At 44.7% G+C, this 21,688-nt stretch carries 13 protein-coding genes and 3 pseudogenes; 2 read left to right on the forward strand and 14 right to left on the reverse strand.

From position 1 onward, the window contains the following. Positions 1-15: 15 nt before the first annotated feature. The 5 genes from PN447_RS17655 to PN447_RS17680 all read right to left on the reverse strand — a co-directional run bounded on the left by PN447_RS17655 (position 16) and on the right by PN447_RS17680 (position 12,356). Positions 16-2,535, reverse strand: a complete 2,520-nt coding sequence (locus PN447_RS17655) for a metallophosphoesterase (protein ID WP_271764318.1) — start codon at positions 2,533-2,535, stop codon at positions 16-18. Between the two features lie 86 nt (positions 2,536-2,621). After that, the gene (locus tag PN447_RS17660; RefSeq protein WP_271764319.1) at positions 2,622-9,254 is read right to left on the reverse strand and encodes a choice-of-anchor I domain-containing protein; all 6,633 of its coding nucleotides are present in this window, start codon (positions 9,252-9,254) and stop codon (positions 2,622-2,624) included. Positions 9,255-9,656: 402 nt separating this feature from the next. Then, complete coding sequence (locus tag PN447_RS17670; RefSeq protein ID WP_271764321.1) at positions 9,657-10,682, reverse strand: agmatinase family protein; 1,026 nt, start codon at positions 10,680-10,682, stop codon at positions 9,657-9,659. A gap of 101 nt (positions 10,683-10,783) precedes the next feature. Then, a complete protein-coding gene (locus PN447_RS17675; RefSeq protein WP_271764322.1) occupies positions 10,784-11,935 on the reverse strand; it encodes a carboxylate-amine ligase in 1,152 nt (383 codons plus the stop codon). Between the two features lie 202 nt (positions 11,936-12,137). Next, entirely contained in the window at positions 12,138-12,356 is a 219-nt protein-coding gene (locus PN447_RS17680; protein ID WP_271764334.1) for a hypothetical protein, read from the reverse strand. Here PN447_RS17680 and PN447_RS17685 point away from each other — a divergent pair. Next, positions 12,292-13,272 (forward strand): ribonuclease Z, encoded by a 981-nt coding sequence (locus PN447_RS17685; RefSeq protein WP_271764324.1) that lies wholly within the window; start codon positions 12,292-12,294, stop codon positions 13,270-13,272. The genes PN447_RS17680 and PN447_RS17685 overlap by 65 nt on opposite strands. Positions 13,273-13,405: 133 nt before the next feature. Here PN447_RS17685 and PN447_RS17690 read toward each other — a convergent pair. Continuing rightward, positions 13,406-13,570: pseudogene (locus tag PN447_RS17690) on the reverse strand (transposase); the annotation flags it as partial. 76 nt (positions 13,571-13,646) lie between these two features. Next, complete coding sequence (locus PN447_RS17695) at positions 13,647-15,203, reverse strand: radical SAM protein (RefSeq protein ID WP_271764325.1); 1,557 nt, start codon at positions 15,201-15,203, stop codon at positions 13,647-13,649. A gap of 428 nt (positions 15,204-15,631) precedes the next feature. Here PN447_RS17695 and PN447_RS17700 point away from each other — a divergent pair. Continuing rightward, positions 15,632-15,739 (forward strand): annotated as a pseudogene (locus PN447_RS17700) (IS5/IS1182 family transposase); the annotation flags it as partial. A 20-nt stretch (positions 15,740-15,759) separates the two neighbouring features. On the opposite strand, the gene PN447_RS17705 reads toward PN447_RS17700, so the two are convergent. The 7 genes and pseudogenes from PN447_RS17705 to PN447_RS17735 all read right to left on the reverse strand — a co-directional run. Next, positions 15,760-15,909 (reverse strand): DUF2997 domain-containing protein, encoded by a 150-nt coding sequence (locus PN447_RS17705; protein WP_271764326.1) that lies wholly within the window; start codon positions 15,907-15,909, stop codon positions 15,760-15,762. A gap of 276 nt (positions 15,910-16,185) precedes the next feature. After that, on the reverse strand, positions 16,186-16,878 hold the full coding sequence (locus PN447_RS17710) for a J domain-containing protein (protein ID WP_271764327.1): 693 nt from the start codon (positions 16,876-16,878) through the stop codon (positions 16,186-16,188). 16 nt (positions 16,879-16,894) lie between these two features. Next, complete coding sequence (cysK, locus tag PN447_RS17715; RefSeq protein ID WP_271764328.1) at positions 16,895-17,857, reverse strand: cysteine synthase A; 963 nt, start codon at positions 17,855-17,857, stop codon at positions 16,895-16,897. Positions 17,858-17,895: 38 nt separating this feature from the next. Further along, on the reverse strand, positions 17,896-18,333 hold the full coding sequence (locus PN447_RS17720; protein WP_271764329.1) for an RrF2 family transcriptional regulator: 438 nt from the start codon (positions 18,331-18,333) through the stop codon (positions 17,896-17,898). A 181-nt stretch (positions 18,334-18,514) separates the two neighbouring features. Then, positions 18,515-20,287, reverse strand: a complete 1,773-nt coding sequence (locus PN447_RS17725) for an iron uptake porin (RefSeq protein ID WP_271764330.1) — start codon at positions 20,285-20,287, stop codon at positions 18,515-18,517. Positions 20,288-20,646: 359 nt separating this feature from the next. Continuing rightward, positions 20,647-20,928: a 4a-hydroxytetrahydrobiopterin dehydratase gene (locus PN447_RS17730; RefSeq protein ID WP_271764331.1), complete on the reverse strand. Its 282-nt coding sequence runs from the start codon at positions 20,926-20,928 to the stop codon at positions 20,647-20,649. Between the two features lie 591 nt (positions 20,929-21,519). After that, positions 21,520-21,688, reverse strand: a pseudogene (locus PN447_RS17735) (photosystem II D2 protein (photosystem q(a) protein)); the annotation flags it as partial.

Below are 21,688 nucleotides of genomic sequence, written 5' to 3' on the forward strand. Positions count from 1 at the left end.
CAGGGTGAAATTAGTTTAAGCAAAGACAAATTGACTGGAATCGTTAAGATTCAATTGGGCTGAGTTCACCCCTTCTATGAGGGCGACATCAGTACCACCAATTTGAATTAGCGTGTTACCATTTTGACTGAATAAACTAACTTGGTTGGCGGTAATACCACCCATACCAATCCGGTCTATACCTAGTTGAAAATCTTTGACTACATTGGAAGCATCGGGTAGGGAACCGCTAGCTACTAACCAGAAGTTATCTGCACCTTGACCGCCCCAGAGTAAATTATTACCACCCTGTCCGGCGTAGAGACTATCATTACCATCGCCACCGAACAAGCGATCGCCCACGGTAGAATACAATTGGTCATCACCGGAACCACCATAGAGGCGATTATGACCATCTGGACTAGAGCGCAGCACATCCGGAGCGGAACCACCAAACAGCATTTGTCCCCGTCCTTCGGCTACCTGTAAGGTGTCGTTGTCAGCACCACCTAGGAGGATGTTAGCGTCACTGGCTTCCACAACCCTCAAGGTATCTTGACCCCGACCGCCATCTAAAACGCTCGCACTACCAGGCCCTTGAGTACCAATCATTAAGGTATCATCCCCATCCCCACCACCGGCGAAAGATACACTTGCTACCATGATGGTGTCATTACCTGTGCCACCTATAACCTCTACATAGGAGACGAAGCTGGCATCAACTACGTCATCCCCATTACCAGAAAATACTGTTTTCAGTGGTTGGTTACGGTTTAAAACAATATCGTCAGATTCCGCACTACCAAAAATTAAAGGATTAGGGTCTAAAGGCGCTGTGGCTATCCGACCTTGTGTATCTGCTAAGAACAAAATCTCATCGCCATAAACCCGGCGTTCTGTGTTGATTAAGTTGTACTCAGCATCTAGGATAGGGAAAACAGAGACTGGAGTCATGAGGACTTTAGCACTGGCTCCCCCCGCTGGGTTTAACCGTTCTAGGTTTACTTCTAGGTGACCGTAGTGCTTACCACCATCAATAAGTTGTGGTACTCCGTCAATCTGTTGCCATAATTCCCCTTCTCTTTGGTCAGCCGTCCACTGGCTAAACTCGTTATAATTAAGTAGAGGTTTATCTAAACCGGAGCCATCCCGTTTTTGTCCCCTCAAGCCATCACCAGCTACCCCAACATCGTAGTAGCTTACCCCAATCCCATCGCCATCCTCATCTACAAAGCTGCGTTCAAACATCTCACTATGACCAGACAAGACCCCAGCCACCCCATATTGCTCAAACATACTATGGTACTGGCGCATGGGTGTTCCTGCTTGTCCAGTGGACAGCACATGATTCATCGGTTGACCATGTTCCCCACTGCTGTAGGGTACATGATGAAACTGCACAAAAATAATTTGTCCTTGGCTGCGAGCATCATCAAGTTGCTCCATGACCCAGTTCCACTGAATACTACCAGGATTGAAATCAGCTAAGTCAATTCCCCCAGCGGCTTCATACTGCTCACGGGTGTAGTTTTCCTGAGTGTCTGTTCCCGGTCCTGTATATTCCCTACCACTAATTTTAGGTGGTTGTCCTCCCCCACCATAGTTAGAGCGCCGGTCATCGGGCTCCCCATTAGAACTATCTAACGTAAGGATAGTTACCGGACCGTAGTCAATGCGATAGTAATTATCCCGGTGCTCAGGAGTGCCGTTGTCAGGGGCATCAAAGTAAATATGATACTTATCCCGCCCAAATTTAGGGCCAAATCGACCATCCCTATCTGTACCATAGCCGCCATTGAGAGCGCCGAAGTTCTCCCAGTTACCTAAAGCTGGTAATATGGGGTATTGAGATAAACCGCTATCAAACTCTCCGGCGTTATGTCTAAAAAATTCATCCCACCCGGGTTGATAGCCTCCTCCCTGTACCAAGTCTCCCGGCATCACCAAAAAGTCAGGGTGACGACTGTTAACTACGGCTAGGTTTTGTCGGTAGCCTTCCGTTTCGGTGAGGGCATAACGTAGGGTTTGGTTTGCCCCAGAGCCAGATGTGCCAAAGGTGTCAGCCCACTGACTATTACTAAGTGCGGGGCGTTCTATGGAGTTAGTGGCTAAAGCACCCGGTTGCCATTCCCGATTACTTAACCGTCCCTGGGGTTCGGTTTCGCTGTCAGACATGGCTATAAAGCGAACGCTAGACCAGTCTGTATTACTAGGGGCGGTTTTAAAGGTGGAGGTAAAAGTTTCTCCTCCCAGGGTAACTGTGTAGTTATAGGTCTGACCTGGTAATAAACCTTGCACATCTATACTGTGCTTATAGTTATTATCACTGATTAACCAAGAACCCGGCTCTAGTCCAGAGATATTTTGATTTTTCTCAGCTGTAGTATAAGCCAAGATGGGTTGAAAGGTGGGGGTACTAACTAAATCCAGAGGGTTATTTAAACCGGGTCCGGTTATGGTTAATCTCCCGGGTATATCTTGTTCGGTAAACCAGCTGATGTAAATCCCTTGAGATGATGGATTTTGCAGATAGGGATTAATTCTAAATTCAGACATGGTGTAAAACCTCCTTGGGGTAGTATTTTCATGTTTAGTTAAGGGGAGATCCCCGGAATTTCTTACAGAAATTCCGGGATCTGAATTTAAGCAAAGACAAACTGACTGGAATCGTTGAGATTGAATTGGGCTGAATTCACCCCTTCGATGAGGGCGACATCTGTACCACTCACCCGAATGAGGCTGTTACCATTTTGACTGAATAAACTAACTTGGTTGGCGGTAATACCACCTATACCAATCCGGTCTATACCTGGTTGAAAATCTTTGAGGACATTGGGTGCATTGGGTAGGGAACCGCCAACTACTAACCAGAAGTTATCTGCACCTTGACCGCCCCAGAGTAAATTGTTACCACCCTGTCCGGCGTAGAGGCTGTCATCACCATCGCCACCAAACAGGCGATCGCCCACGGTAGAAAACAGTTGGTCATCACCGGAACCACCATAGAGGCGATTATGACCATCTGGACTAGAGCGCAGCACATCCGGAGCGGAACCACCAAACAGCATTTGTCCCCGTCCTTCTGCTACCTGTAAGGTGTCATGGTCAGCCCCACCCAGGAGGATATTCCCGCCGTCGGCTTCCACAACCATCAAGGTATCTTGACCCCGACCGCCATCTAAAACGCTACCCCTAGCAGGTCCTTGAGCACCAATCATTAAGGTGTCGTCCCCATCGCCACCACTGGCGTAGCTGTCACTACCCACCAAGATAGTATCGTTACCCGTTCCGCCATATATTGCACTACTAACAGATTGACTTCCATCTACCTGGTCATCTCCATCCCCGGTAAACACCGTAATACCTGATTGGGTACTGGTTAAAATCAAGTCATCTGCACTAGGGGAACCATTAATTACACTGACAAGTTCTGACACTGGGTCAATGACAGTATCGGTTCGGAAAGCTAAGTTTTGCAATCTGGTATCCAAGTCCCGGGAGGTATCTGCTTGACCAAAGGGAGTAGTCAAGAAATTGCGGAATAGGTATTCTGCTAAGGCGTCTTGCTCTGTACCATCAGGTGCAAAAGTAGCATTACCAGTGGGGGGAACACCAGCATCCCCTGCTAAAACCAGTTGGTTAGCACTCTCACCTTGGGGGAAAGGATAACCATCACCCCCACCAGCTAAAAAATTCAGGGTCACCATGCGGAAAGTGCGGTTAGGGTCGCCCACAATTTCCCCTGCTCTAACTACCACATCCAAATCTTTCCCGGTTTCATCCTCAATGGCTAAAGACCTCACCCGGTTACCAGGTTCCCTAGTCAAATCGAAACTAAAAGAGAATCCGGAGATTTGGGGGAAGCTTCCGGGGGAAGTAGTATCATTTGATGTGATAGAGGCGACACCATGTTCTGCTATAGCTAACAGTTGGGCAGCGGTGAGTGTGACTAAAGTTAAGCCATTATTAAAACTCAGGGCGTTAGCAATATCATTCTGAGAAACACCGCCCTCAGGTTTGACAATATTACCATTACCATCTATTACCGCCTCATTAGGCAAAGTGACAAACATCCCAGCACCGGTAGGTACGACCACTCGCCCAATACTGTTACGAATCCCGCCGCCATTTTTGAAAGAAATCACTACATCTGGGTCAAAATCCCGGGCGATCGCCAAATTAGCATCAGCCGTCAGGTTCCCTAAGTTAGTTTCCTGTCTTCTGACACTATTGCGATCGCCATTCAGATAAACAGAACTAACCCCAAAGAAATTACTTTCCTGCTGTACTACTACATCTTGCAAACTATCCACAATTGCTTGAATTTCCGGGTTAACTAAACCTCCCAGGTCAGCGACTCCCTGAGCATCCGTAGCATAGGACCCCCCTACATTTGGGTTATAGCTATCTGGAATAATCACCCCATTATGGTCAAAGTCAACCACCAAGCGACCAACATACTTATAATTACCATCAGTACTCACCACAGCTACGGGGTTTCCATCAGCATCAGTTGTGAATAGGGGGTAATTTCCTTGTTCGGTGTCCCCCACCCGCAGACGGTCATTCTCATCGACTAACCGTGTATTCGACCCACCAGTTACGATAATATCTACAGACCGCAACCGGGTCGCCAATTCCAACTCAATCCCTAACTCCCGCATATGGGACAGCAAAATTACTTTGTCCACATCTGGGTTAGTTGCTAACAGCACATCCACATCAGATTGAATTTCCGCTGCTAAAGCATCCAACTGGAACGGAGTGGGATTGACATCAAAAGGTTGGGGTGTAACTGTCACACCTCCGCTATTTGCAGAAAGAATCCGCAGTGTGGGGGTTGTAGCTCCCACCACCCCGATTTTTTCCCCGTTGACATCAAAGACTACACTAGCCGCAATACTGTTAGGTAGGGGAGCTTGGGCATCAGCAACTACTAGGTCAGCCAGGTTAGGATCGGTGCTAAAATCTAAGTTAGAACTCAGGTAAGGGAAGGCGTTTCCGGGGAAGCCTGCATTATCCCCAGCGATTAAATCTCTGAGTACCCCCGTCCCAGCATCAAATTCATGATTACCAAGAGCAGCAGCCTGGACTCCTAAAGCATTCTGAATGAGAATGTCACCCCGTCCAACACCGTCATAAACTGTTTGGGAAGCATTGAAGAACAGACCAGGTATATAAGCACCACCGGAAGAGAGAACAAGGGTATTGGGGAAACCTGGCATACCATCATTGTCTAAGTCCTCTGCTTTGAGAGCATTGAGTACAGCTGAGAATCGCGGAATATCCATAAAGGCCGAAGCACCCGCCTCTTGGTCTGCAAAGTGGAACAGTTGGAGGGTAAAGGTCTGTGGGGTAACGCTAAATAAAAAGGTATCACCCACACTTATACCCGCTGTATCTCTAGCAGTGACGGTGATCTCAAAAGTACCGACATCTTCATTACTCGGTGTACCGCTAAAGGTGCGAGTAACGGGATTAAAGGTTAACCATGAAGGTAAGGGTTCACCATTTTCTAATGTGGCTGAGTAGGTGAGGAAATCTGGAATCAGCCGCTGATCAAGCAGTTGATTTCTCAAGTTTTCCGCCAAGAATTGATGGGTTTTAGTAGTAGGATGTATGTCATCCCAAAAGACATATTCATCGGCAGATACAGGGTCAGTTATGTCAATCAGAGGAGTTGTATAATTACCAAGACCGTACTCCTGGAGGACACTGTTATCTTCCTGCAGTAAAGCAGATTTATCTATTAAAGATAAATTGACATTCAAACTGGGTGCTAAGTTGTTTAATGCCGCACTTAAAGCAGTATTAAAGCCCGTAGTAATAGCTGTAGCCCCTGGAGCAATAGCAGTATTTCTCAAAGCGGGAATCAATCCCAAGTCTGGCAAATTAGCCACCAAAATCTCTTGAGCGCCTGACTGTGCTAAGATGCCGATGGCACTACTGATATTATTTACAGCATTAGTTATAGCTTGGTTGACATCTGCTGGAATCGATAGAAAATCATTAGCACCAGCCCAAATCACATACAATCCATCTGCGCCAATAGGCGTAGTACGAGTTAAATCAATAAATTGGTCAACTTGGGTGAGTAATCCCGGTATAGGAATGGGTAATAGAGGATCACTGCTAAATTCACCGGTTGTAGCACCGCCAAAGGCAAAGTTTTTCACAGTTTCCGGGGCAAATTGTAACTCACCGCCGAAATAATCAACCCAAATTAAACCGTTAGAAAAACGCCCCTGGTAATTTGGCGGTGGGGGGAACAGGTTACCTGTAGCAGTGTATAAGTTACCAGTATCAGAGAGACTATCACCGAAGACTACTAAATTTTTAAAGGGGTTAATTACATCTACATCTAAGAAGGTATCAGTAGGTAGAGTAAATGTGAAACTAGAATTGGATAGAACGATCTGATCAAGAATGGGGTTAGTCAGTATAGGTGCATTGTTGAAGCTAAATACAGACACTACATCGTTACCTTCACTAGAGGCAATTACTCCCTGGAGTTTACCTGTGGGTGTGGTGAGGAAAGCTATTCCCTCAATGCGATTGGCACCGGGGAAAATGATGGGATCAGCTGCTACCACGTTGTATGGATCAGTGATATCAAAAACAGCCGCTACGCTGGTAGTGGTGCGTTCAAGGGCTACTAAGGCATGGGTGCGTCCATTAACGGTCACTACTTCCACCATCTCTGGCTCAGTACCCTTGTCATCATCACGATTAGAAGCCATCAGTCCCAGACTATTGGCTAGTTCTTCAAGGGCATTACCGCTGTCAAATACAACATTACCCTGGTCATCGAATATGCGTAAAGAGCGCGAGCCGATAGTGTAAGCCTGGTCGATTAATCCGTCACCTGTAATATCACCATAATTGTTGAGTAGATTGAGTCGGGTACGGACACCGGGGTCTGGATCATATGAGAGGTTTAGGAGTGCAACTCCAGGATGGTTGCGGAAAGGGACATCATTGATAGGAGTACTACTATTAGCCCTAGTAAGGTCATAAAAAACACTACCCTGATCTGGGGGATATTCCCGGGAGTCACCCTCACCTGCTGCGAGGATGAAAGTGCGTCCCAGTGAGTCCGTGTAGGTAGCCAGTCCATCGGGCATGGTCAATCCGTAAACTTTTAATCCGGGGAGAGGCCTATAGATGTTTGTGTCGTTTGGTCCATCGCGATCAGAACTATCCAACCCCATGCGGTTAAAGGTAACAACTGTGAAGCTGTTACCACTAGCACCCTCAGTACCAAAGTCATTGTCATAGTTAATTACTAAAGCCCCGTCATCCCGCAAAGCCAGACCTTCTGGTTTATCGTAGGCTAAGGTACCGCCAATGGAGGGCAGATTAAAAAGTTCTACCTTATGTGCTAGGCGAACGCCAGCACCAGCCAGAGTGTCCGCAGTGGATATGCTGTAAACACCATCTACTAAGGTGCGGCGATTATCGAGAAGTTCGGGCTGGGCTACACCTATGAGGTTAGTCCAACCATCTGTTAAGGTGATGTCTAAGGTATTAGTGGCACCACGCAGATCTACTTCATAGATGTGTTTAAGTCCGTTGAGATTGCGATTACTGTCCCGCTCAATGACGTAGAATACACCTTTGACCGGATCGAATACGGCATCACCGAGTTTGTCCTGGGTGGGACGGCCACTCAGGAGATAGAAATGCTCTGTTTGAGGAATCCCTGTTGCCGGATCAATAGCTAGGATGCGGATGAGTTCTGAGCGGCTGCGGGAGGGTCTACCCTCTTGATTAATATTGTCAAGGGGACTCTGCATGAAGGCGTAGAGGAGTCCGTTGTTGGAGTTGAAGGACATGGCTTCAATTCCCCGGTTTGGCCAGCGATTACCGTAGATAGCTGGTAAACTATCAATGGTTTCTGCGCCGATTACTCCACCGTGTTGCAGTTGGAGCAGCGCCTTTTGCCCTGCTGGAATATACCGCTGAATTAAGTTACCGGTGGTAAAGTCAAATAGAGCAATCTGTCCACGGTACTCATCGCCCACTGCGAATATTTTACGTTCTACCCCCTCAATGGTGACGCTAAAGACTCCCACGGTTTCTGAGTCAATACCGAATGGGTCATAGGGGAGGTCTTGGTTATTGCTATCGATGGGGATATCATCCTTGACAGCCAGCTGAGGTAGTCCAGTCAGGGGTGTACCATCTTGTCGATTTAAACCAATCTTGTCTAATTCTATAATTTCTCCTGTTCCCCGATTCATCCCCAATTTGTAAATGGTGGGTTGGAAATCGGGGTCTAAGAATTGCCGCTTACCATTCACAAGGTCACCATTGGGACCGCGATCAGTGATGGAATAATAAACGTCAAGTGGTTGTCCATTAATGGTTTCTACCCCGTCAAACCACAGTCCAGAGAGTCCACCCGCAAGAACTCCTTCAGGGAGGTTATTGTCTCCCATGGCGTAACTCAGGGAGTAGTTAAAATTCTGTGCACTGGGGCGACCTCGTTCCCAATCCTGAATACCTGCGGAGAATATATTGGTGATTTGTGGAGTGTTTGTACTCAGGTCTAGGATGGCGATCGCATTATTCTCTTGTAAGGAGATGTAAGCTGTGTTACCATCCCTAGTGATGGCGATCGCCTCTGGTTCTATGTCCTGAGCTAAGGTAGTGGTAACACCGGGACGACCAGCAATGCGAATACCACGGTTAATTAATTCTTCCTTACGACCTTCCCAGGGGCTGAAGTCGATGGTTTGAACATTGGCTTGGGTGGGTGCTTGGGGTGTGGAAGAAAGATAAGCGCTGGTATCGATAACTGAGATGGAACCCACGGGGTCAATTTCGTATTGATTATCAGGCTCACCTTCATTAGTCACCAGGAGCTTGGTACCGTCGTTGTTAAATTTCACCATATCCGGCAATGCACCCACTGTTACATCAGTGAGGAACACAGGTAGCACTGGATTACTGAGGTCGTAGAACCGCACAAAGCCCGGTTCCGTCTTCACCGGATTTTGCACCGCCACGGCTAGCAGCTGGCCAAACACCGCCACGCTTTGTAGGGTATTACTGTTGTCTGACGGGGTAGCCACAGCCACTGCTCTGGGGTTAGATGGGTCAGTCAGATCACTTACCACAATCGCTCCTGATCCACCACCGACTGTATAGAGGATACCGCTTACAGGGTTGTAGGCAGACATCTCAGCGTTGGCTCCTAGTGAATCAAGTTTGAGAACGCCATTAATCCCTTCTAGGGGAGGGGTGATGTTGTTAAAAATGAGGTTAGACATAGTGGGTTGAGCAGAATTTAAACTTGCAGTAATGGGGTCGTGCAACTGAATCAATGATCTGTGCGGGCTATATTTTGCCCGTCAACTGTCAACCGGTATATTATGCAAGTTAAAAATTAAGCAGTTATTATTAAGTCATTAAGAAATGCTTAACGTACCAAGTGGTTAAGCATCGCGTAAATCTACGTGATCATCAATATGTAAAATGCCGTACTTGGGATACTTATTGGCTAATGCTTGAAAGTAACCTAATAGTTTTGTATTATGTAAAAAAATACCCACCTAATGGGGAGAGGAAGCAGCGCTATGGCGGATTCGGGCTAATGATCCATAGGGATAACTCCCATGGTAGTCTTAGACCTTCTGTACTGCACCCTTGGGTCAGCCATTGAAATGCGCTCTCTAGTTGATTAAACTGGCCAGTTTGTAAACAATTCGCGCCCCGACGTTACCATCCCACGGCGCATTACCAACTTCGCAGACATCAAAACCAATAATTTGTCTACCGCTTTTGACTAATTCTCGGAATAAACAAAAGGTTTGCTCTAATTCTAATCCTCCGGGAACAGGTGTACCTGTATTTGGGCATAGTTTAGGGTCAAGTCCGTCCACATCAAAGCTAATATAAACTTGTTCTGGTAAATGACTGATGATTTCTCGACATAAATCCAGCCAAGTGTTACCGGCGTACAATTTTTGCTTAATAATGGGGTCATAATAAGGGATAATACGCTCATGGGATTGGTCAATTATGTTCACTTCCTCATGGGAAATGTCACGCAACCCTACCTGCACTATTTTAGATATCTGCGGTATTTTCAGGGCGTTAAACATGATAGAAGCATGGGAAAATTGAAACCCCTCATAAGCATCGCGTAAATCTGCGTGAGCATCAATATGTAAAATGCCGTAGTTGGGGTACTTGGTAGCTAAGGCTTGGAAGTAACCTAGAGGTACACTATGATCACCACCAATAACTGCAACCCGCTTACCCTGGTTGATTGCTGTTTGACACTGGGTGAATAACCATTGATTGAGTTGTTTCCCTGCTTGATTAATTTCTGTGAGGACGGGAGTTAAATCCGGTGTATTTTTCAGTGGTTGACCTTGTGCTAGTCGTTCAATAATTTTAGCTGCCAAGGTACGATAATATTCATTTTTTTGGAAAATATCCGGGGGAATTTCCATCATGAAAATTCCTTGTTTCCAACCGTCGGGATGATCTAAATCAAATAAATCTACTTGTACAGAAGCATCAAGAATCTGTTGTGGTCCTTTGGCAGTACCAGCACCATAGGATACGGTCACTTCCCAGGGTACAGCAATGATAATCAAGTTAGCAGACTCATAGTCCGATGGCAATCCAAAGATGTTACCATTAATTTCACCTACTCCACTGGGATTGTAGTCTGGCTGTTGAATATTCATTGTCTTGGTTTTACACCCACGGGTAAGCTGTGATATTGTACGAAAATATTGTAACTCAAAAGTCTTGTATGCCTACACACTAAGTCTCTATGGGTCTACATCTATAGATGAGGATCTATAGATGAGGTTGTTAATTCCTCTTCTAGTTCTTTCACCAAAGAAGCAACTACGGCTTTTAAAGAACCTGTATTTTCAAAGACTTGTCGCTGACGGGTATAACTAGGGCCGGTTTCTAATCTTTGCGCCAGTAGTTGCAAGTATGAACTTTCTCCCAAAGTGTCAGCAGTGGGGGCGATCGCACCTAATATATCTTTAATTATATCGCCTATAGGTCTAGTGCCACCTTGCTCATTTTCAATATAATTTGCATCTAAACCCCAGCGAGACGCTCGGAAAAAATTTTCTTTTTCCATTAACCAAGGTAGGGGGGATAACAAAAATCCTCTGTGTTTGCCTTGGGGGTAGTGGTAGAGGTATAATATGAGCGAATGGATAAAGGCCGCTAGGATGATGGACTCTTTTACTGTTGGTTGAGCATCCATGACTCTGATTTCTAAGGTTCCCAAGTCTGGCTGAGGTCGTAAATCCCAGTGAATGTCCCGGATAATTTGAAACATTCCGGCTTTTTGGGAGCTAATAAAGAACTGACAAAAATCTTTCCAGGTGGGAAACAACCCAGGAGTGCCATAGGTGCGCGATGATGATAGGAAGCGGTGACGATAAGAAGCAAAGCCAGTATCACGACCCCACCAAAAAGGTGAACTAGCAGACAAGGCCAGTAAAATGGGGAGATAAGGTTGGAGCTTACCCATGATATCTACAGTTGTATCACCACATGGCATTCCCACATGAACTTGCAGAGCAAAGGTCATCATCATATCTGCGAGATAGCCCGATGCGGCTTTTTGGGCGAGATACCTGGGACTGGGTGTAACATTGGTAAAGCGATCGCAAAATGGATGAGTACCAGATGCACAGATATTCATACCCAGATTCTGGCATTGCAGCTTAAGGTGAGAAAGAATAGCTAAAATATCAGTTTCTAACTCGTGGATATTGTGGCACACTCTGGAACTAATTTCAACGGAGGCTTGCTGAAACTCTGGCTGGATGCAAGAATTTTTTGGGATGTGTGCCAACAAAGGTAAAATCCCATCTACTAATTGCAGGGTATAGGGATTGAGTAATTGTAACTCAATTTCCATACCGAGAGAGAATTCAGAAGAACTTTTAAATTCTATTATGCCTGTCATGCTCTGTCTTTCTCGCTAGTACAGGTTGGGAGAAGTCAACTTACCAGCTTAATGTAAATTTCATCTTCTGGACTTCTACTTTAAAGCGGATAAAAATCACAAAGTTGAGCCAGCGGGTGAGTAATTAGTGGTTGTTGAATATTATCTAGTTGAGCTAGTTATTCTGGTCTGGGAATGGGTGTAACCGGTGATTCTCATGATACTACAACCATCGCTGCTGACTGTGAAAATGCTGGGAAAACTTGGTTTTTCCCCGTGGGGGAGTTACACCAGCAATACAGGCTTTTGTATTTTTCGCAAAAACCGTGTCAAGATAGAGAGTAAACAATTTAGTCAAAGGAAAGCGAAAAGACGCTGTGCAGATCACATTTTTAGGGACGAGTTCTGGTGTACCCACGCGATCGCGCAATGTTTCGAGCATAGCGCTAAGATTACCTCAAAGGGCAGAACTATGGCTGTTCGACTGTGGCGAAGGTACTCAGCATCAAATTTTGCGGAGTGACTTGAAAATGAGTCAAATATCCCGAATTTTTATCACCCATCTGCACGGTGATCACATTTTTGGTTTAATGGGACTTTTGGCTAGTTGCGGGTTAGCTGGGAATGTACAACGAGTTGATATCTACGGACCACCGGGATTAAATGAATATATTCAAGCTGCTACCCGGTACTCACATACACATTTTTCCTATCCTGTCAAGGTTCATGTTGTGCGTCCGGGAATTATTTATGAAGATAATGATTTTACCGTCAGATGTAGCCCTTTACATCACCGCATTACAGCATTTGGTTACCGGGTTTCGGAAAAAGACCGCCCGGGAACCTTTGATATAGACAAAGCCAAAGCCTTACAAATTCCCCCAGGTCCGGTTTACGGTCAACTCAAGCGGGGTGAAACGGTGACACTCAGCGACGGAAGAGTAATTAAGGGTACGGAATTATGTGGACCTACAGAAATCGGGCGAAAAATAGCTTATTGTACAGATACAATTTATGCTGATGGTGCGGTAGAATTAGCACAAGATGCAGATGTGTTGATTCATGAGGCTACCTTTGCCCATCAAGATGCAAATTTAGCTTTTGAGCGATTGCATTCTACCAGCACCATGGCGGCGCAAACAGCTTTGATGGGTGGGGCGCATCGGCTAATTATGACTCATTTCAGTCCCCGATATGCTCCCGGTAACAGCATCGAATTAAAAGATTTACTCAGTGAAGCCAGGGCGATTTTTCCTAATACACATATGGCTTATGATTTCATGACCTACGATGTGCCCAGAAGAAGGGAAGCTGAAACTTCGGGTACGCTCATCAGTTCAAGCCTGTCTAAAAGTTGATAGGGATAGGTTGGGGTTAAAGGATGTTGGGCGTAAAGTGCTGTAACTTCGGCTGCGCTCAGTTCAAGTGATGAATTTGACGAGGCTAGAGCGAGAAAATTATTTGCGAGTGGCAAACACAGAATTACACAATTAGCGATCGCCATCTCATTCCTTCTAGCAGGATGTAAAAAATTGCATTCAGGACTTCCCACATATCGACTTCACGTTCACGACCATCCGGTTTCCCTTCTGGAATCAAGTCTCTAAGAAATTCATATTGTGTGAGGGTCAGGTTACTGGGGTAAGCTTTACTCATGTCGATCTCTGGGTGCTGTTTATTATCTATATCACAGCTTATACCCAGAGAGCTTTTTTACAACATACCTGACTTTTCAAATACCCTCTAAGACAATTTTTGAGTCATTAGAGGAAGCTGTACTGACCATTCCTGAATATTCCCCATTATAGTTAGTAAATTCAGCTGGCGATCTGCGAATATTAGATAAACGAATTTGCCAGTCGGAAACCTGGTCATAAGTTAGGTGATGAGTATTAGAGGTTGTTGTCCATACTCCCCATAAACAACTATCTTCAAACTGTAACAATCCCGCCTTGCGTAAATTAAAGGCTTGGGGAGTTCCGGGTAAAGGAATAATGCTATAGCAGGAAGTCTGAAATTCTACTTGAGGGTTAATTTTTACCAGTTCATCTACCAAGTCTGTAATTGCTTCCTCAAGACGTAATAAGTCATCATGGTCATCATCAGGAAGACCGATAATAATGCCATAGGTAACAACAGGTACACCAGTGCTAACTACGGATTTCATCAATGTACAATGCTCTTGCCAGGGTAGCAACTTTTTGTAGGCTTCCCGTCCAAAAACAGGACGTTCTGCGGGGATATAAGCCAAAGGACAACCAACTTTTCCATCCCAACCAAACAAAGCTTGAATCAGTTCTTCATCAGGTCTAAGATCAGTGCTTTCGTAGTTACGCCCACTTCCCAAAGTTGTTTTCCTCAGTTCCAAACCATTCGGCCACATCAGAGATACACCTATCTCCCGCGCACCATTAGTAATTTCTATAATCTCTTGTCGTCCTTCAGGAAACAGACCACGGGCGAGAAATTGATCAGAACCGATATTGATCGCAACCGCCCCGGCTTCTTTTTGGATAGTCAACCACTTGATGGCTGTTTCTGGCGACATTCTGCGATAACCTGTACCGTAAGTAGGAGTCATGCAAAAATCGCAGGTGCGATCGCAACCAATATCCGCCACCAGTGAACCCACAGGTACTTTTCCTTGAACATTGGGAAGTGTTCCTAAACATTCCCTTGCTACTTCCACAGAAGGTAAAGCCCACTCCTCTGGACTTTTGGCTTTAGTTTTTCTGGGATATTGTTTACCGTCAGCAAAAATCACTCCTGATAGTTCTTCTCGTGGCGTTTTTCCCAATACATAATCAAACAGCGCCCAATTTGCTGCCCCTGATTTATCTTGTACAACTGCTGTTGCACCTGCCTTTAAGTAGTGATGGGGTTCAGCTAAAGCATCTGAACCACCAACCACAATGGGGCGATTTCCCTTAGCCAGATGTTCAATTAGCATACAGGTAACTTGACGATCTTGAGAGAAATTAACCGTCACGCCCCAAGCATCAAAAGCTTCAGGATCAAGGGCAGAAATTTTGCCACCAACATAAGTTTTCCGCAGAGTCATTCCTTTCCAGAACACTTCACCAAAGTCTTGACTATAATTATCATCTCTGAGGTTGACTAATTGGGCATCAAATCCTCCTGCTTGCAAGTCAGGAATCAAAACTTGTTTACTGATTAAGGAACGGTGTCTGTATAACGAAGTCCAATTTTTCCCTTCTGCATCGTATAATCCAGTGGCAGGAACTTCAATTAATCCAATTGTTGGTCTTTTATGAGATGTTGAGATCATAATTATCTCCGCTGATACTTAATGTTTTTATTGCATTTTTGGATCTCAAAAATCAACAAAATCAATTTATGGAATCTTAACACAAAATCAATCCAAACCATCCTTTCTCATCTATCCAAGTTTTAATCGTTTTTAATCCTTTGCTTTCTAGTATTCCTGATTTACGAATGTTTTCTCCTTGGGGTGTTCCGGGGATGGGAGAAATAGCATAGGAAGCTAATTGAAATTCTAAGTCTGGGTTAATTTCTCTGAGTTGTTGATGGAGTTCTGATACTACTTCTTCCAGGCAAAGTAAACTGTCGTGGTTATCCAGGGTAAGCGCATCTCAACTTCTATACAGCACTTTGTGTAACGGTTTGTTACAGTGATTCGCATTATGGTCAAAAGACTGGCATAATTTTTACTGCCTCAGACTTTTGAAACATCCTCTTAATTGGTGTCGCCGTTTAAGCAAGGATTGTGAACGATTACCTCAAACTTCCGAGACATTCATCTATGTTGCTATGATTCGTATCATGATTCGACGGCTGGCATAATTTTTAGCCTTCTCTGACTTTTAAAACATCCTCTGAGATTCTATACTTCCCAAAGAATTTTCTACAGCTTTGGTTGTCTCTACGCAACTAGCACCCGTGGCATTTAGAACCCTTTCCACAATTTTGCCATCTTTGCCAATGTGATATTCAATCTTTTGATATTCTGCCATGATGATTGTTCCTGTTTATGTATATTATCCTATGGCATGGTATTATTGGGCAAGATGGGGGCACGACAAGCATCATCTGTTTGATTAACTTCCCCTTTGGCGGCTAAGGCTGCGGCTAACACCCGACGAATGCGGGCGCGACTTAGACCCTGACAGGATTTGATGAGTTGTTCTTTAGCTAGTTCAGTGAGTTTGAGTTTTTCGGGAACGACTAACTGTTGAATTAAATAATCTATTTCTGCAATGTTGGGTAAGGGAAAATCAACAACTGTTGATTTACCATTGGGGCTGTACCTCCTGGTGTAATCTAGCAGCTATACGGAATAATTCTTGTCCGGTATGCAAATAACGCTCATCGTAGCTTAGGGGGAAATAGGCTAACTCTTCTATGCCATCTCCTACTTGACTGAGACTGTGGTATAAATAAGCTGCTGTTTTAGCTAAACTGGGGGGATTTGGTAGGGAACGAAAAATAACTTGGGCTTGCTTCAGGTCTTCTCGACAGGTGTTTAAGTATTCTGCAAATTCCTCTAATAAATGATCATCAAAAGGATCCGCTGCTAGTTCCTCAACTTGATCTTCTAGAGAATAGAGAATCCGATCAAGCAGTTCATTGACTGGTTGATAAACCAAGCGTAGCCATTCCTCAACCTGTTCATCAGCATCTCGTCCTGTTGGTCTAGTGGTTTGGTAACGTTGTTGACCTGGGCGTTGTTGATACTGACCATTTAATTTTTCCGAATTGTCTTGCAGTTCTTGGTCATACTGACGGCGATTTTGACTGTCTCTTAAGACCTCATAGGCTGCATTGATGCGAATAATCTGCTCTTTATCTGCTGTTTCCTGATTACTGTCCGGATGAAACAACTTCACCAAGCGGCGATAAGATTGCTTAATCTCCGCTTGGGTAGCATTGGCATTTACTTTGAGAGTTTCGTAATGGTTAGAAACTTGTTTAGAATCGACCATAAATTTAATGTAACATTTAGCTGATGCTAGTGGCTACTTTAGCTTCCAAGTCTTGGAACAAAGGTGTACTTAAATATCTTTCTCCAAAACTAGGCTGAATCATAACTATTAAGCGCCCTTGATTCTCTTTTCGTTGTGCTACCCGAATGGCTGCACATAAAGCTGCACCGGTAGATATACCCGACAGTAGCCCTTCTTCTCTGGCTAAACGCCGACCATAGGCGATCGCATCGTCATCAGTAACAGTAACTACCTCGTCAATCAGTTGTACTTTCAGAACTTGAGGGACAAACCCAGCGCCAATTCCTTGGATTTTATGGGGGCCTGGTATTCCTCCTGATAATACTGGGCTATTGGTTGGTTCCACTGCGATGGCCTGAAAACTGGGTTTTCGGGCTTTCAGAATTTCCGCCACACCGGTGATTGTACCACCTGTACCCACACCAGCCACAATCATATCTACCTGCCCATCGGTATCTGACCAGATTTCCTCAGCTGTAGTTTCCCGATGTATTTTGGCATTGGCGGGATTGCGGAACTGCTGCAACATATAAGTATGTGGGGTAGTATCAACTATTTCCTGGGCGCGGCGAATTGCGCCACTCATACCCTCAATTCCCGGTGTTAGTTCTAATTCTGCCCCATAAGCCCGCAACATCGCCCGGCGTTCTCCGCTCATGGTTTCTGGCATAGTTAAAATTAACCGATAACCCTTAGCTGCTGCGGCCATAGCTAGAGCAATACCTGTATTTCCTGATGTGGGTTCTACCAATAAGGTCTTTCCCGGAGTAATCAAGCCTTCTGCTTCGGCGGCGTTAATCATACTCACCCCAATGCGGTCTTTGACTGAGGATGAGGGGTTCATACTTTCGAGTTTCACCAATATTTGGGCGACACATCCCTCCGCTTGGGGGATACGGTTCAGCTGTACTAGGGGTGTGCGACCAACTAATTCTGTAATGTTGCGGGCTATTTTCATAATTATTGCTGATTTTCCTATTTATTTATCTGTGAAAACTAAATGTAGTACATAATATCCAATTGCCGACGGGAATCCCTTTTTTCACAAAGATCCTGAAGTGTGTAGTTTTGTAAGACTAAGTTTGCCGCTTGACAAGCTTCCTGCCAGATGTCTTTAATCACAGCAGTATCTATACTTTTAGGATTGCTGTCTTCTTCACAAGTCCGTATATCTAACCCTTCCAAACATTGTAAAACATCGAAAACTGTAATTTTCCAAGGTTCCCGCGTCAGAAAATAGCCACCTTTGGAACCACGTTGACTCTTGACTATACCCCCCCGTCTCAAAGTCGCCAGTAACTGCTCCAAATAGCGGTCGGGGATGCTTTGTTGGGCGGCGATTTGGCGAATTTGCATCGGTTCACCGCTTTGATAATGAGTTGCCATCTCGATGAGTGCGAGAATGGCGTATTCAGATTTACATGATAGTTCCACAAGCAGTAATATGAGTAAGGGGTCAAGAAAAAGTTAAATAGAGTAATGACTCTTAACTTTTTCTAGTATACTCCGGTTCTCCACTGGGGTTTGCTCTTTAATTTAAGGGACAACAAAAAGCCCCGGGTGATGGCGGGGCGCAATTAATTAAGGTGGAAATTTTGAGCAGATTTACCAGGTTCTAGAAATTGAAGGTGGTTCTGACAGTACCGATAAATACATCCTCGTTGTTACCGTTCTGTCCAGAGTTAGTCATCCAAATCACTCCGGGAGTGACTGAGATGTGATCAGAAATGCGATGCTTGTAGAAGCCCTCAACTTGGTATGGAATTTTCTCTAAGCCTTGCACTCTATCAAATGCGTAGGGTTGAGCACCGGCGAAGATCCCCAAAACGTTACCTCTTCTTCCAAAGTCAGGTAAAGCTATCCCGGCTCCATAACTCCAAACTTCGCTGTTGTCGTTATCACCAGAGCCTTCGACATCAGTATAGGAGACAAAACCACTGATGGATAACTTTTCACTGGGTCGGAAGGCGGCGGAAGCACCGTAAGACTGAGTGGAAAAGGGGCTGCGATCGCCTGTTTGGTTGTTAATACCACCATAATTTGCTATAGTAGTACCAACAATGGGTCGAAGCGAAGGACTCGCACCAAAAGGATCAAGTTTGGCATTAGACCCACTATCGAAGATAGCCGAACCTGTTCCGTGATACCCACGTACATAGGTAGCTGCTAGTGCCACGCGATCGCCAAGGTTCATGTTAAACTGTCCCAGAGCGCCATAGTTACCCTGGAATATACCGGAACCGAGACTGGGATCATTAGGTTCTGATCCCAAGTAACCTACAGTTACTGAGCTATTGCTAGGGCCACCTCCACCAAGGGGTAAGGTATAAGCAAGACCTGCACCACCACCAATCCGATAAATAGGACTTTGAGCAGCAAAAGTAGTTAAAGCACCATTACCCCCGTCTGTACCATCAGCAAAGTAAGGGTTATTAACAGGTGCATAGTGGCTATGTTTACCACCATGAGCCGCAAGGTAAACTTGACCGCGACCGAGGGGAGTTTGATAGGTGAGTCTATCTATCTCAACATTGTTAGCACCGGTATTACCAATGTTAAATGTTTGCATACCTTCACCGCTTTTGGCGATGGCCGGTAAACCATCTGCACCCGCTGGGAGTTGTCCATCGTTACCTAGGTTGAAGTTATTAGAATTACCAGATACTAAACTGGTAGTCAAAACATCCCGACCAGTGAAGCTGCTATGTAAGCCTAAACGGACTCTGTTTTGAAAAACACCGTTGTTATTATCGCCAACTCGATCACCAAAGGCATCGGTAACAGCAAAAATTGCTTCACCAGTTAGCTTGGTAGTAGTGGAAAACTGATTAGCTTCCAACTCAGTAGTGCGCCATTCTAGGGAATCTACACGACCGCGTAGAGTTGCCAACTCGGCGGAAAATTCCTCTTGTAACCGCTCTAAGACAGCTAAGTCTTGTCTGGTCACCATGTCAACGGTGGCCGTGGCGATCAACTCGTTAACCCTATCCAAACAGGCGTTTAAACCAGCCGCAAATTCGTAACGAGTTAAAACCCGGTTACCGCGATAAGTCCCATCTGGGTAACCTGTAATACAACCGTAGCGCTCAACTAAGGACTGCAACGCTTGAAATGCCCAATCTGTCGTTTTTACTTCATGAAAATCGGAAACCGATGTTACTTGAGGCCGAATTGTATTTTCCCTAGCTTCGTTGCTGTTGTCATTAACTTGGTTAATAACATCACTGTCCTGAGCTATTGGAGACAATTCACTAGCCGCTGGTTGTGGGATTGTGGAGAATTCAGTCGTGGTAATTGGCGCTGCGATTCCTGTTCCTGAAACTAATAAACTTGCGCCCAAAACTGCCGGACCAACCACCAGGGACTTCCGCAATATCATATTAGACATTTTAGCTTTTAACTCACACCTTGTATAGATAATTTTTGCTGCATTTATCTCAAGAATTAAACAATTTTTGTATTCATGAGATACAGTTGCTATTATCAAAAGTTTAGTTTTTACCTAGTTAATAACCTATTAATCCAAAACTTAAATTAATCTTAAATTAATGTGATTAACCAAGGCAAATACAAAACTCTATAGCCTGCCATTATAATGCACCTGAAGTATATGAGAAGATATTAGCCCATAGCCTAATGAACTCTCACCAATATCTAAAAAAATGAGACGATCCGAGAAATTATATGTTCCCCGCTAGTCTCAACTATTGATATTACCTATAATTACAGCTGGTGAGCAAAAAACTTTTAACTGATTTGAGAAATTACCTCAGCTAAATCAAAATCCTTTTGTGTCAAGCCACCTGCATCATGTGTTGTCAAGGTGATATTAACTTTGTTATAGGAGATTCCTATGTCTGGATGATGTCCGGAAGATTCAGCAGGTTCTACCAGCTTATTTACAAATTCCATCGCGGCAATAAAATCTTTAAATTTGCGGGTAGTCTGCAATTTAGAACCTGTAACTGTCCAACCTGACAAACGGCTGGACTGTGACTGAATTTCTACCTCAGTTAGTAATTGTGCCATATGAACAAATCCTGTTTACATTTTGCCTACAACTTGCACTAAATTATCTTTTGCTGATACTTTACCCTTTGATTCCTAAAACACAATTATCTAGGAATAATCAACAGGTTTAGTTGCTATGAATGTGCAAACTAACTGTAACGTAATTTTTATATTCAATTGAGCCAAAAACCATTGATAAATTTGAGAATACCCATAAAAAACTATCCGCTCTGATTTAGATCAGTTGATCTAATATCAGAGCGGTCTAGTGGGTCTTCAGGTTGCAACCAGACTGCCGGAAGGAACTCCGATCTTTAGCCTAGTGACTTGAGCTAACTTAGTCTCTCAAGGTGACTAAGGCTAACTTTTAGAGAACAGCCCCGGCGCACAGCCGGCTAACTGCAACCTGATGACCCATGGTTATACTACTTTCTATCATGGGCATCACCTCCTTGTTGCCTAAGCGGTCTTAGTATCAAAAGGGCAGAGCATATGGCTCTGGGTTGTTAACCTCCACCTAATATAACACAGAATTTTAGTTAGACCAAAAAAAAATACCCCCGCTTGTAAGCGGAGGCTGAATGAAAAATCGAGAATGAGATTTTTATTTTAGAGTGCGTTACCGCGAGGTAGAACTTCCTCAGGGAATACAAATTGTTTGTGAGGCTGATCTTGAGGAGCCATCCAAGCGCGGATACCCTCGTTCAGCAAAATGTTTTTGGTATAGAAAGTTTCAAACTCTGGGTCTTCTGCTGCCCGCAATTCTTGGGAAACGAAG

Origin of the sequence: Anabaena sp. CS-542/02, from assembly GCF_028331085.1 — a bacterium.
GTDB classification, from domain to species: Bacteria; Cyanobacteriota; Cyanobacteriia; order Cyanobacteriales; family Nostocaceae; genus Anabaenopsis; species Anabaenopsis arnoldii.